The sequence below is a fragment of the Cobetia sp. 1AS1 genome (assembly GCF_029846435.1).
GTDB lineage: Bacteria > Pseudomonadota > Gammaproteobacteria > Pseudomonadales > Halomonadaceae > Cobetia > Cobetia amphilecti.
Map to the genome: position 1 here is coordinate 266245 of NZ_JARWKU010000001.1, position 12690 is coordinate 278934.

Sequence of the window (12690 nt, forward strand, 5' to 3'; positions counted from 1 at the left end):
CTCTGCCCCATGACCTCTTTCCTCGCCATGTGCCGTTCCTTGGCCCCTCGATGCAGGCGCCATTCTACGCCGATCCATTTGGCGGAGGAAATGCGTGGCGGCGGGCCATCAGCGGCATCAGTGCGCGGTTCATCCGCACCGAGAAGTGCCTTTGGCGAGTGAGTGAGGCATTATCTGCACCATTGCTTCGTCAGTTCTTTCTCCTTCGCCAAGATATTCTTCATGCCTGAGCCGAAAACCTCGTCCCGCGCTGGCGCTTCCCGCGTTCGCCGTGCCACCGCTGATCGTCATTTCGACGGTCTGGCCGACAAGTTCGAACGTGGTTTCTACACCACGGAGCGCGGCCGTGTTCGCCTTGCGCTCACCCAGCGCCTGATGGATGAGCGTTTCTCGCATTTGCCGCCTTCCCCGGTACTGGAAATCGGTGCGGGGCTTGGGCAGACAGCCCACTGGTGGCTCACGCGCGGACACCATCTCACGCTGGTCGAACCCTCTGGCGAGATGCGTGAGCGCGCGAAACGCTTCCTGAGCACTGCCGCGCCGCAAGGCCAGGGGTTGTCCGTTGGTACGACGGCTGACCCATCCCGGGCGGCTCAGGAGGCGTCAGATCCGCAAGTGCCAGGTCAAACCGACGCGCTGTCGAATGATGAGCCGTTCGCTGGGCGGCTGGTCTGGGAGGAGCGTGATCTGCAGGGCTTCGCCGCCGAGACTGATCAGCAGTGGCCGGTGGTGGTGTGCCACGCCGTGCTGGAGTGGCTGGTCGATCCCCGGGAGGGTTTTGCATTGCTCGCGAAGTTGCTGGCGCCCGGTGGCGTCATGTCGCTGAGTGTCTTCAATCGCGATGCGCTGGCGTTTTCCAATGTCAGCAAGGGCAATTTCGACAAGGTACTGGAAGGGCGCCTGGCAGGCTGGGGTACCGGCAAGCGCTTGACGCCCATCTCACCGCTGCGCGATGGCGAGATACGTCAGTGGGCCGCGGAGGCGGGGCTTGAGGTACGTGAGCTGACCGGGCTGCGCGTCTTCCATGACTATCTGCGCTCACGCGACCCGCTGAGCGAGGCTGACATGCAGAAATTGCTCGCGCTCGAGTGTCAGCACTGGCGCACGCCCCCCTTCGTCTATCTGGGCCGCTATCTGCACTATGAGCTGGTGTGTCCAGCCTGAGGCGGCACCCGCACAACCGTATTGTTTCGATATCCGGCGCTCTCGCCGTTGTTCGTATCTTCCTACCCTGTTGGAGTCTTCATGTCTGCTCAAACCCCCGCCTGTCAGCTGCTCGAGCGTCAGGACAGTGATTTCCGTGATTGGCTGTGGGTCGCTGCACCGCGTGATGACTGGTGGCTGTCATCGGACCGCCAGCGGCGTGTCTGGGGGCATGACACAGGCATCGTGAATGCCGCGCGGGAGGCCGGGCACCGGGTCAGCCATGCGGTGTCCTTCGCCGATGCGCGAGCTGATGACACCATCGCGCAAGCCGCGGGCGCCATCGTGTTCTGGCCCAAGGCGCACGCGCTGGGCGAGTGGTGGCTGGTGGCGCTGTGCCAGGTGTTGCCGGCCGGTACGCCGATCAAGGTGGTGGGCGAGGTCAACGGTGGCATCAAGCGCGCTGAGCGCATCCTCAAGGCGCTGGGAATGACGGCGCGCAAGGACGATACCGCGCGCCGTTGCCAGCTGTGGTCATCCTCCACGCGTGAGTTGACGGCCGAACAGGCCGCCAGCAGTGAATCGCCACTGGCAGTGGCTGGACAATGGACAGAAGGCTGGGGCGAATTCGAGGCGCTGGAGATGCGACTGACCAGTCATCCGGGGCTCTATGGCAATGCCAAGCTGGATCCGGGTACCGCGCTGCTGCTGGAGAACCTGCCGATCCGTGGCTACAAGCGTGCGCTGGATATCGGGACGGGTGATGGCATCATCAGCTGCTGGCTGGCGCGCCACGGTGCGCGCGTGATGGCAGGCGATGTCAGTGCCTTCGCGGTGGAAGCGACCCGTCGCAGCCTGGCGCTCAACGGGCTTGAGGCGGACGTACGCCTGAGTGATGTCTTCGCGGCGTTCGAGGGGGAGCGGTTCGAGGCCATCGTGGCCAATCCGCCGTTCCATCATGAGCGCGATATCGATTACGGACCGGCGGCGCGCCTGATCAGCCAGGCACCGGATCACCTGATGCCCGGCGGCACCCTGACACTGGTCGCCAATGCCTTCCTGCCGTATCCCGACCTGCTGCAGGCGGCCTTCGGCGAGTTTGAAGTGCTCGCGGAAACGCGCCAGTTCAAGGTCTATCGTGCACGCAAGGCGCGCTGATTCCCTGCGACCTGAGCCTCTGCGGCCTGATGCCCAGCTCGCCGCTTACGCCTCTGGCGACTGATAGCGGATGGCCGTGATGATGTAGGTCGTCTCGCCACCCGGTGCGGCCACGCTCACCTCGTCATCCAGCCCCTTGCCCAGCAATGCCTTGGCAAGGGGGGCATCGACGCTGATCCAGCGGCGCGGATTGTCGGTCTCGTCAGGGCCGACGATGCGGATCTCCATCTCCTCTCCCTGCTCGTCCTCCAGCGTCACGAAGGCCGCGAAATAGACGCGCTCCAGATCCGCGGGCAGGCGATCGACGACCGTCAGCTCATCCAGGCGTTTCTCCAGATAGGCGATCTTGGCGATGGTCTGATTGAGCGCCTTCTTGTTGTAGGTGTAATCCGCATTCTCGCTGCGATCCCCCATGGCGGCAGCTTCGCCCGTCTTGCGCGAAAGCTCCGGGCGCCTCACGCGCCTCAGGTGGTCGGCCAGCCCCTTCATCTTCGCGTGGCCCTGCGGGGTAATCACTTTGCTCTTCTTTTCCTGGCGCGGGTCCGTCTTGGGGTCGCGCCAGCGTGTCATGTTGCGACCTTGCATGGTCTGCTCCGCTGGTTCTGTGGGTAAGGCTCAAGGCGTCGTGTGCGATGTTCGCTAGCGTTGAGACCTGCGACCAAGGGTGATTGGCGGCCGATTCAAACGTTCGTTACAGTCAGTGTGTGCTCGCCGGAGCACTTGCGCGTCACCCATGCTGAATCTGCCAACAATAACGAAAATCAGGGAGCTGTCCATGCCCATGCTGCCATCTTCACACCCGTCTTGCCGTGTCATATCCCGTTGCTGTCGCGTATTGCTCTCCGGGGGCATGGCGCTGGGCATCACGCTGGCCGGCATGACCGGAGTCCATGCTGCCCCGGGCGATGATGACGTCTTCCCGCTCTCCAAGCGCTGGGCACAGATCAATTATCAGGTCTCCGGTGATGCTCAGGAAAAGGGCATGGAGGCCCTGGGCAAGGAGGTACGCGCGCTGGCGGATCAGTATCCGGACAATGCCCATGTGCTGACCTGGGAAGGCATCATTCTGGCCTCATGGGCCAAGGCGCGCGGTGGCCTCGGAGCGCTGGATCTGGCCAAGGAAGCCAAGGCCACGCTCGAGAAGGCGATCACGCTCGACCCCAAGGGCGACAATGCCTCCGCCTATGTGACGCTTGGCGCGCTCTATGACAAGGCGCCCGGCTGGCCGGTGGGCTTCGGGGATGATGAGAAGGCGGGAGAAGTGCTGCGCAAGGGGCTTGAGGTCAACCCGACGGGCATGGATACCAATTATTATTACGCCGATTATCTGGCCTCAGAAGGCCGTGATGAGGAAGCGCTCAAGCATGCGCGTCTCGCACAGGACGGGCCGCCACGCCCCAATCGTGAGCTGGCCGATCAGGAATTGCAGAAAGAGATTGCCGCGCTGATCAAGCGCCTGCAGTGAGTCTCCGCCGCCCGTATCGCTTGCATGGCTGCCAGAAGCGGAGACTGGCTGGAGTGACATCAGTGAGTCATGCAAGTGAACGGCAGCGCTGGCGTCAGGCGCTGATGTAACATCCCCGAATGAATTCCTGCATGACACGGCCCGAGCGGAGATCCCGCTCGGGCCGTGTCGTTTACCGCTCTGTGGATGAGAAGTCGCCCAGATGCCTTCAGGTGGCGCCTTGAATGGCGCTGATGACGGACTCAGTGCGGCGCGGCAAGCAAGTTTGCAGGTGACGGGCTGGCCAGTCTCGCGGCAGGACAGGATAATGCCTGCTCAGCCAAGGAGGATGCATGAGCGAGCAACAAGAGCACGTCGCAGGGCAACAGGCCTTCGCACATGATGATGTCGAGCTGGTCGAAGCCAGGGTGTTGCAGGACGGCTTCTTTCGCCTCGAGCAGCGCGAATTCCGCCACCAGCGTTTCAACGGTGGCTGGAGCGATGTGATCCATCGCGAGGTGCATGTTCGTCACGATGCGGTAGGCGTATTGCCCTACGACCCGGTCAACGACCGCGTGGTCTTCGTCGAGCAGATTCGTGCCGGCATGCTGGAAGATGCACGCACGCCCTGGAGTCTGGAGCCGATTGCGGGGCTGGTGGACAAGGACGAGCAGGCCCATGAGGTCGCGCGCCGTGAGGCGATCGAGGAGGCGGGGTGTGAGCTGACCGACCTGATCGAACTCTACCGCTACTATCCGAGCCCCGGCGCCTGTACCGAGGAGGTCACGCTGTTCATCGGTCTGTGTGACAGCAGTGGGCTGGGCGGCGTGCATGGTCTGGCCGAGGAGAATGAAGATATCCGCGTGCATGTGCTCGATTTCCAGGCGGCCCTCACGCTGCTGGAACAAGGGCGGTTGGGCAATGCGATGGCCATCATGGCCATGCAATGGCTGCTGCGTGAACGTGCCTCGTTGCGCGTCATGCATGCCTGAGGCAGTGAAGGCGAAGCTTGGCAATCCCCCGCGTCTCACGCAGGCTTCCTCAACCTGCGCGTCAGAGCTGCTATTCTAGAGGCTTGCTGAAAACCGGCAGCCAGCAACGATCACTGTCTGCGCCAGTGTCCGTATCAGTCTCGGTTTTCGTCTCAGCCTCAGTCCCGAGAGCTGGACTCGAGAGTCGATAGCCGAGAGCTGATCGCCGACAGCCTGAGCGCTGGCGCAGCGCTTGATTTATCGCACGTTGCCCGCATCTTGCCACGCACGATAGCGGGCGTGCTTTGACAGACAACATGCCAATGTTCTGAGATTCGCAAGGAGATCGCCCATGCAGGTCAAGAAAGCCTATGTGGCTGACCTAAAAGCACTCCATGCCGAGTGCGGGTCCAATTATCTGCGCCTCACGCGCATCCTCGGCAAGGCCGAGGCCGGTGACAGCTTCGCCTTCCCGCTGGCGGGCAATCAGGGCCACTTCGGCACGCTGCTGCTCGAGGTGGTCGAATGCGCGCCCTATACCACCATGGTCACGGTCGCCCAGACCGGCGTGCTGGACCACATCATCGATTCGCCGCGCATGAGCGTGCACCTGTACCACGACGTGCGCATGGCGGAGGTCACCGACTTTCAGCGCCAGCGTCACTTCTCAGGGCGCAATCGTTACCCGAATCCGCGCATGCATCAGCCGGACGAAAAGCTTCAGCTCAATCGCTTTCTCGGCGAATGGCTGACCCATGCCCGCGCCTTCGGGCAGGCGGATGTGCCGGAGTTGCCGTGACGTTTGGGGCTGGCATGGCGCACAGGCGCTGACACCCGATGGATTTCCCGTCTTGATTGACAGAACCGCGATGGCCCGGCCGTCGCGGTTCTGTTCATTTTCCTGCTGCTCGAGAGACCGATGCGACTGATTCAGATAAGTGATTGCCATCTGCGCGCCGACCCTGATGCGCGTTCACGGCTGGGCTTCCCCTGGCGTCAGCTGGAGGCGGTGATGGCGCATGCCTCGCGCCTGCGCCCCGATATCCTGCTAGTGACCGGTGATGTCAGCCAGGATGAGAGCCCTGCCTCCTATCGCATGGCGGCAGAGCTGTTCGATGGCCTGGGCTGTCCCTGGTTCTGGTTCGCGGGCAACCACGATCATCCTGAATTCATGCAGGAGCTGCGTCCCTTCCATCACGAGCTGGATCTGGGCGACTGGCGACTGCTGTGTCTGGATTCGCGCGTCACCGGGCAGGCCGGGGGGGAGCTTGGCGAGGAGCAGTTGAGCGAGCTTGCGCAGTCACTGGCGCTGTCCGTCGAGCTGGACCCGCGTCCGATCCTGCTGGCCATGCATCATCATCCGCTGCCGATCGGCTCGGACTGGATGGATGCGCTGGGCCTTGCCGACCGCGATGCGCTGTGGGAAACGTTGCGTCCATACCCGCAGGTGCGGGCCGTGCTGTGTGGGCATATCCATCAGGCCTTCACGCAACTCATGCCGTGTGGGCAGGGCAGTGTGGCCGTCTATGGCGTTCCCTCCACCTCCGATCAGTTCGCTCCGCTGAGCCATGATTTCGCCGTGGATGAGGCGGCGCGCCCCGGCCTGCGCGTGGTGGATCTCGATGGCGAGCATCTCGAGACCTGGGTGGAGCGGGTCACGCTCTAGCCAGGCTCGCAAGGAAGGGCGGGCAAGCTCACCCCATGCGCTGGCGCTGCCTCGGCGTCAGCGTGAATGCCCTCGGTGTTGATGAGTGTGGTGCAAGGCCCACAGGTATCAGGTATGCCTTTTTGGTCTTAAAAGATAGTTTCTGATTCTTTGACGTTATCAAGGCGGGGCGAGTACCGTGTAACCATTCGGCGTGCTCCCTCGGGGCATTCATCTGTCGCTGACAGAGCGCGCCACTGACTTCACGGGCCGCCTCTCGGGGCGTGTCCCAACGCTCACGAGGTTGCCGCACGCGATGCTTACCCCCGAACGTCAGACCCACCTCAAGCAGCTTGAGGCCGAATCCATTCACATCATCCGTGAAGTGGCAGCGGAATTTGCCAATCCGGTCATGCTGTACTCCATCGGCAAGGATTCCGCCGTCATGCTGCACCTAGCGCGCAAGGCCTTTGCGCCGGGCGTGCCGCCGTTCCCGCTGATGCACGTCAACACCACCTGGAAATTCCAGGAAATGATCAAGTTCCGCGACGAGATGGCCGCGGAAGTCGGCATGGAGTTGATCGAGCACATCAACCAGGAAGGCGTCGAGGCGGGCATCAACCCGTTCGATCACGGCAGCGCCAAGTACACCGACATCATGAAGACCGCCGGTCTCAAGCAGGCACTCGACAAGCACGGCTTCGATGCTGCCTTCGGTGGCGCACGTCGTGACGAGGAAGCCTCGCGCGCCAAGGAGCGCGTCTACTCCTTCCGCGATCAGTACCACCGCTGGGACCCCAAGAACCAGCGTCCGGAGCTGTGGAACATCTACAACTCCAAGATCAACAAGGGTGAGTCCATCCGCGTCTTCCCGCTCTCCAACTGGACCGAGCTGGACATCTGGCAGTACATCTATCTCGAATCCATCAAGATCGTGCCGCTGTACTACTCCGCTGTGCGTCCGGTGGTGAAGCGTGACGGCCTCGACATCATGGTCGACGACGACCGTCTGCCGCTCAAGGAAGGCGAAGTGCCGGAAATGAAGTCCGTGCGCTTCCGTACCCTGGGCTGCTACCCGCTGACCGGCGCCGTGGAATCCACCGCCGCGACCCTGCCGGAAATCATCCAGGAAATGCTGCTGACGCGTACCAGCGAGCGCTCCGGGCGTGCCATCGATCACGACCAGGCAGGTTCGATGGAGAAGAAGAAGCGCGAAGGTTACTTCTAAGGTCGCCTCAGCACATTGCCTGCAGGCGCCGCCACGCGGCGCTTGATGACCCGAACGAACAATTCGCCTGATGAGACGGCTCGCAGCCTCACGAGACACTGGTTCGCGACACTGGCTCGCCACCTCATCAGGCCCATGACAGCGGCAAGGAGAAGAGTGTGTCCCACGCGTCAGACAAGATTTCCGCAGATATCGAAGCCTACCTGCAAGAACACGAGCGCAAGGACCTGCTGCGCTTCATCACCTGCGGTAGCGTCGATGATGGCAAGTCGACCCTGATCGGTCGTCTGCTGTTCGATTCCAAGCTGATCTATGAAGATCAACTGGCCTCCATCACCCAGGCCTCCAAGTCCAGCGGCACCACCGGTGACGAGGTCGATCTGGCTCTGCTGGTCGATGGCCTGCAGTCCGAGCGTGAGCAGGGCATCACCATCGATGTCGCCTATCGCTTCTTCTCGACCGATAAGCGCAAGTTCATCATCGCCGACACGCCGGGGCATGAGCAGTACACCCGCAACATGGCCACCGGCGCCTCGTCCGCGAGTCTGGCGATCATCCTGATCGACGCGCGCTACGGCGTGCAGACCCAGACCCGTCGTCACAGCTTCATCGCCGACCTGCTGGGCATCCAGCACCTGGTGATCGCGGTCAACAAGATGGACCTGGTCGATTACTCCGAGACACGCTTCAACGAGATCGTCGCCGAGTATCAGGAATTCGCCAACAAGCTGAATGCGCCCGACATCCGCTTCGTGCCGATGTCAGCGCTCAAGGGCGACAATGTCGTCAATCGCAGCCCGTCACTGGACTGGTACACCGTCGATGGCGAAGCGGGCCCGTCACTGCTGGAGGTGCTGGAAACCGTCGAACTGACCCACGACCAGAACCTCAGCGATCTGCGCTTCCCGGTGCAGTACGTCAATCGCCCCAACCTCGATTTCCGCGGTTACTGCGGCACCCTGGCGGCCGGTGTCGTGCGCCCGGGGGACAGCGTCAAGGTGCTGCCGTCCGGCAAGACCTCGACCATCGAGCGCATCGTTACCTTCGATGGTGATCTCGAGATCGCCTACCCGGGTCAGGCCATCACCCTGACGCTCGACGACGAGATCGACATCTCGCGTGGCGACTGGCTGGTGGCGGCGGATGCCGAGCTGCCGCTTTCCAATGCGCTGGAAGCGGATGTCGTCTGGATGCACGAGAAGCCGCTGCAGCCGGGCCGTCAGTACGATATCAAGCTGGCGACCCGCGACCTGACTGGCCAGGTCAGCGCCATCGACTACCTCTACGACGTCAACACGCTGGAGCATCACGAGGGCGACAGCCTGGCGCTGAACGCCATCGGTCGCGTCCAGCTCGAGCTGACCCAGGCGGTGCCGGTGGATGACTACCGCTCAAGCCCGGGCACCGGCAGCTTCATCGTCATTGATCGTCTGAGCAACGTGACCGTCGGCGCGGGCATGATTCGCGGCGTGGGTCGCTCCGGCACCCAGGCCACCACCCAGCAGACCGACTGGGCCGCGTTTGAAGCCGACCTCAACGCGCTGGTGCGCAAGCACTTCCCGCACTGGGAAGCCCGCGATGTGCGCGAGCTGCTCGGCCGCACCAACTGATTCCGTCCTGTAGCGACAGCAGAATGGAAGTCAGCGAAATACCAACAACAACGCTGGACACGCAATAACAACACGGCCTGCTGGAATGAAGCCGGAGAACGCAAAAGCCCCCATGGCCGCAAGGCGATGGGGGCTTTTTGCATGGCGCGGCTCACCTCTGGCGCATCAGGCGACAGCAGTGTCGATGGCGAGTGGGGCGGAGGGGCCGAAATGCTCGTGGTGACACTGGCTGAGCGGTACGCCGATACGGCTGAGGTGCTGGATCATGCTCTGCATGAAGCCATGCGGGCCGATCACGAAGGCCTGCAGCGACTCGGCGCTGGCACCGGTCGCGGCGATCTGCTGCGCCAGCCAGTCGCGCTCGATGATGCCCAGCTGCGCATGGGGCGGCAGCGTCTCGGCCTGTTCGTAGCAGACCTGATAATGCAGCTGCGTTGGATACTGCGCGACCAGTGCCTTGAGAGTGGCGTCGAAGGCATGCACCTCGGGATTGCGCGCCGCATGCAGGTAGATCACCTGGCGGCCTGCCGCCAGCGCCGCCGTCAGCAGCGGCAGCATCGGCGTCTGGCCGACACCCGCCGACAGCAACAGCACCGGGGCATCGGCGCTCTGCGGGGCAGCATGCTCGAAGGTCAGCTCGCCGGCTGGCGGCAGCAGTTCGATCTCGTCACCTGCCTTCAGCGCATGCAGGTACTGGCTGGACTGGCCGTGGGCCTCACGCTTGACCGAGATACGGCAGAAGCGCTCGTCCGGCGCGTGGGACAGGCTGTAATGGCGATGGATCACGCCCTGGGGTGTCGTCAGGCGCATGCCGATGTACTGGCCCGGCAGGAAGGAGAACATCGGGCCTTCCACCGGCGCCAGGTACAGCGAGCGAATCTCGCGGCTCTCGTCCTGCGCGCGCACGATGCGGAAGCGGCGCAGCCCCTGCCAGCCGCCGCGGGTGGCGGCGAAGCTGTCGTAGCGGCCCTGCTCGGCGGCGATCAGCACAGCGGCCAGTTCCCCGTAGAGGGCGCCCCAGGCATCGGCGATCTCCGGCGTGACGGCGTCCCCCAGCACCTCACCGATGGCGGCCAGCAGGCACTCGCCGACGATGGGGTAGTGTTCCGGCAGGATATTGAGCGAGACATGCTTGCTGACCACGGGCGCCAGCAGGCGGTCCACCGCCTCACGCGAGTGGCGCGCGCCGACATAGGCGAGTACGGCGCCGGCCAGCGCACGGGCCTGGCCGCCGCTGGCCTGGTGGGTCTGGTTGAACAGCGGCTTCACCTCGGGATAGCGCTCGAACATCAGCGGATAGAAGCGCGCCGTGATGGCATTGAGATGCTCGGCGACGACGGGAGCGGTGGCGGCGATCAGGTCTTCCTGGGCGTTGGTCAGCATGACGATACCTCTGATTGATGTCCTCCTATCCATGGCAAGGGGCGTGCCAACTCTCGAGGCCAGTCGTCATGCACCCTGCAGGCCAGTGATGTCAAAAAGACATGGTCATGTGGCGTGTTTTAATGACATCAAGCGTGTCATGATGACATCAAGATTCAGCTCTCTCTCACTCCCGATACCCGCAAGGATGCCCGCATGCCCGATGCCCACTTGCCCCTGAACGATACGCCGGTCGCGGCCGTGAATGCCTGGCTTGCCGCCTGGTTGTCCCGCGAGGAGGGCGGCGAGCGGCGCGCGCTGCCATGGACGCGTCTGCTGGCCGCGATCATGCAGCAGCTGCCCGGTGAGGCGGCGACCCTGATGCGCTACCTGCCCGAGCGTGACGAGCTGTTGCCACTGGCCACCTACGGCCTGCCTGCCGAGGTGCGCGGGCGACGCTTCGCGCTGGCGGAGCACCCGCGGCTCAAGGCGATCGTCGAGCACACGGGAGTGCATCGTTTCGCGTTGGACAGCGACCTGCCGGACCCCTTCGATGGTCTGCTGGGGGACGTGCATGGGCCGGATCTGCTGGTGCATGACTGTGCCGGTATCGCGCTGCGCGAGGGCGATACCTTGCTGGGGGTGATGACCTTCGACGCACTGACGCCGGGGGTGCTGGCCCCGCTGGAATCGCTGTGCGCCTTTGCGAGTACGGACGAGCTGGCACCTCCGCTTAAGGAGTTGCAGGCCTGGTTGTCACTCCCCGCACACTGTCTGTCGCTGTCACTGCGACAGGAGTGGGCTGCGGGGGCCACGGACGGCAGGTCAGGGCTTTCGGCACCGATGGTGGTCTCACCGACAGGCATGGCGTCACAGAGTGCCATGGCCTGCCCGCAGCGGGGCCCGGCGATGGCCAGGCTCGAGGCGCAGCTGGAGGCGGTCGCCGATACTGAGATGACGGTTCTGGTGCAGGGCGAGACCGGCGTGGGCAAGGAGGGCGTGGTCCAGCGTCTGCATGACGCCTCTCGGCGGGCTGCGCGGCCGCTGGTACGCATCAACTGCGCCGCCTTGTCGCCGGACCTGGTCGAGAGTGCGCTGTTCGGGCATCGGCGTGGCGCCTTCTCGGGCGCGACCCATGATCACCGTGGCCACTTCGTGATGGCGGATGGCGGCACCCTGCTGCTGGATGAGATCGGCGAGCTGCCGCTGGCGCTGCAGCCCAAGCTGCTGCGGGTGTTGCAGGAAGGCGAGCTGCAGCCGCTGGGCAGCGATCGCGTAGTCAGGGTCGATGTGCGCGTCATCGCGGCCACCAATCGCGATCTCGAGGCGGAGGTCGCCGCCGGGCATTTCCGTGAAGACCTCTACCACCGCCTGAGCGTCTATCCGCTCAGGGTGCCGCCGCTGCGTGAACGCGGGCGTGCGGATCTGCTGGCGCTGGCCGGCACCTTTCTTGAGCACAACCGCACGCGCCTCGGACTGGGCAATCTGCGCCTGACGCCGGCGGCGGAGCGCCTGCTGTGCGAGTACCCCTGGCCCGGCAACGTGCGTGAGCTGGAGCACTGCCTGAGCCGCGCCGCCCTGCATGCCCGGCTCGCGCATGGTGCCCACCCGACTCGCCTGCGCGCCGATGGGCGCCAGCTGGTGGTGATCACGCCGGAGCTGCTGGGGCTGGAGGTCAACGCCGAGGTGTCACTTGAACGGGCCACCGGCGCGGCGCAGGAGATTCAGGGCGCGCAGGTGGGGCTGGTGGATCAGGCGGGAAGAGCGAGTCAGGCGGCGGAAGCGAGTCAGACAGAAGGAGCAAGCTCTACACAGCGCGCCACCTGGCAGGACGACGACGAGACGCTGGGACTGCGCGATGCCACCGAGGCGTTTCAGCGCGAGCACATCTCGCGGGTCTGGCAGGCGAGTGATCGCAACTGGGCGGAGGCAGCGCGCAGGCTCAAGGTCGATCGCGGCAACCTGTACCGGCAGGCGCAGCGTCTGGGGATTGTCTGAGGCGAGTTGCAGTGCCTGAGACGAGGGGCAGTGTCTGAGGAGAGAAAAGAAGACGGCGATGCTCATGGAGCATCGCCGTTCTTGTATTTCTGCTGCTGTCGGCTCTGGCGCGACGAGAAGTCCGTGTCTCG

11 protein-coding genes are annotated in these 12690 nt (G+C 63.9%); 9 read left to right on the forward strand and 2 right to left on the reverse strand.

The features are described from left to right. The first annotated feature begins 222 nt into the window (after positions 1–222). Both QD280_RS01180 and QD280_RS01185 read left to right on the forward strand, forming a co-directional pair. Entirely contained in the window at positions 223–1164 is a 942-nt protein-coding gene (locus tag QD280_RS01180) for a methyltransferase domain-containing protein (protein WP_279838076.1), read from the forward strand. An 81-nt stretch (positions 1165–1245) separates the two neighbouring features. After that, positions 1246–2301 carry a methyltransferase gene (locus tag QD280_RS01185; protein WP_279838077.1) on the forward strand — a complete coding sequence of 352 codons (1056 nt, stop codon included), beginning with the start codon at positions 1246–1248 and terminating at the stop codon, positions 2299–2301. Positions 2302–2346: 45 nt separating this feature from the next. Here the strand turns inward: QD280_RS01185 and QD280_RS01190 are convergent, their stop codons facing one another. Next, positions 2347–2886, reverse strand: a complete 540-nt coding sequence (locus QD280_RS01190) for a GreA/GreB family elongation factor (protein WP_279838078.1) — start codon at positions 2884–2886, stop codon at positions 2347–2349. Between the two features lie 196 nt (positions 2887–3082). Between QD280_RS01190 and QD280_RS01195 the strand changes: the two genes are divergently transcribed. The 6 genes from QD280_RS01195 (at position 3083) to cysN (ending at position 9199) form a co-directional block, all read left to right on the forward strand. Then, complete coding sequence (locus tag QD280_RS01195; protein ID WP_131431568.1) at positions 3083–3766, forward strand: hypothetical protein; 684 nt, start codon at positions 3083–3085, stop codon at positions 3764–3766. Positions 3767–4098: 332 nt separating this feature from the next. Further along, on the forward strand, positions 4099–4737 hold the full coding sequence (locus tag QD280_RS01200; RefSeq protein WP_043337028.1) for an NUDIX domain-containing protein: 639 nt from the start codon (positions 4099–4101) through the stop codon (positions 4735–4737). 331 nt (positions 4738–5068) lie between these two features. Then, positions 5069–5515 carry a DUF1249 domain-containing protein gene (locus QD280_RS01205; protein WP_043337025.1) on the forward strand — a complete coding sequence of 149 codons (447 nt, stop codon included), beginning with the start codon at positions 5069–5071 and terminating at the stop codon, positions 5513–5515. A 120-nt stretch (positions 5516–5635) separates the two neighbouring features. Next, the gene (locus QD280_RS01210; RefSeq protein ID WP_192838500.1) at positions 5636–6382 is read left to right on the forward strand and encodes a metallophosphoesterase; all 747 of its coding nucleotides are present in this window, start codon (positions 5636–5638) and stop codon (positions 6380–6382) included. A 295-nt stretch (positions 6383–6677) separates the two neighbouring features. Further along, positions 6678–7589, forward strand: coding sequence for a sulfate adenylyltransferase subunit CysD (gene cysD / locus QD280_RS01215; RefSeq protein WP_054557074.1), 912 nt, complete (start codon positions 6678–6680; stop codon positions 7587–7589). 158 nt (positions 7590–7747) lie between these two features. Further along, on the forward strand, positions 7748–9199 hold the full coding sequence (gene cysN, locus QD280_RS01220) for a sulfate adenylyltransferase subunit CysN (protein ID WP_279838079.1): 1452 nt from the start codon (positions 7748–7750) through the stop codon (positions 9197–9199). Between the two features lie 165 nt (positions 9200–9364). On the opposite strand, the gene QD280_RS01225 is transcribed toward cysN, so the two are convergent. Continuing rightward, the gene (locus QD280_RS01225) at positions 9365–10582 is read right to left on the reverse strand and encodes a globin domain-containing protein (RefSeq protein WP_279838080.1); all 1218 of its coding nucleotides are present in this window, start codon (positions 10580–10582) and stop codon (positions 9365–9367) included. Positions 10583–10777: 195 nt separating this feature from the next. On the opposite strand from QD280_RS01225, the gene norR reads away from it, so the two are divergent. Next, positions 10778–12559: a nitric oxide reductase transcriptional regulator NorR gene (gene norR / locus QD280_RS01230; protein WP_279838082.1), complete on the forward strand. Its 1782-nt coding sequence runs from the start codon at positions 10778–10780 to the stop codon at positions 12557–12559. The last annotated feature ends 131 nt before the right edge of the window (positions 12560–12690 follow it).

Bases quoted from the DNA above. Each gene is read 5' to 3' on its own strand.
- QD280_RS01180 (WP_279838076.1), top strand. From the start codon at position 223: ATGCCTGAGCCGAAAACCTCGTCCCGCGCTGGCGCTTCCCGCGTTCGC.
- QD280_RS01185 (WP_279838077.1), top strand. From the start codon at position 1,246: ATGTCTGCTCAAACCCCCGCCTGTCAGCTGCTCGAGCGTCAGGACAGT.
- QD280_RS01190 (WP_279838078.1), bottom strand. From the start codon at position 2,886: ATGCAAGGTCGCAACATGACACGCTGGCGCGACCCCAAGACGGACCCG.
- QD280_RS01195 (WP_131431568.1), top strand. From the start codon at position 3,083: ATGCTGCCATCTTCACACCCGTCTTGCCGTGTCATATCCCGTTGCTGT.
- QD280_RS01200 (WP_043337028.1), top strand. From the start codon at position 4,099: ATGAGCGAGCAACAAGAGCACGTCGCAGGGCAACAGGCCTTCGCACAT.
- QD280_RS01205 (WP_043337025.1), top strand. From the start codon at position 5,069: ATGCAGGTCAAGAAAGCCTATGTGGCTGACCTAAAAGCACTCCATGCC.
- QD280_RS01210 (WP_192838500.1), top strand. From the start codon at position 5,636: ATGCGACTGATTCAGATAAGTGATTGCCATCTGCGCGCCGACCCTGAT.
- cysD (WP_054557074.1), top strand. From the start codon at position 6,678: ATGCTTACCCCCGAACGTCAGACCCACCTCAAGCAGCTTGAGGCCGAA.
- QD280_RS01225 (WP_279838080.1), bottom strand. From the start codon at position 10,582: ATGCTGACCAACGCCCAGGAAGACCTGATCGCCGCCACCGCTCCCGTC.
- norR (WP_279838082.1), top strand. From the start codon at position 10,778: ATGCCCGATGCCCACTTGCCCCTGAACGATACGCCGGTCGCGGCCGTG.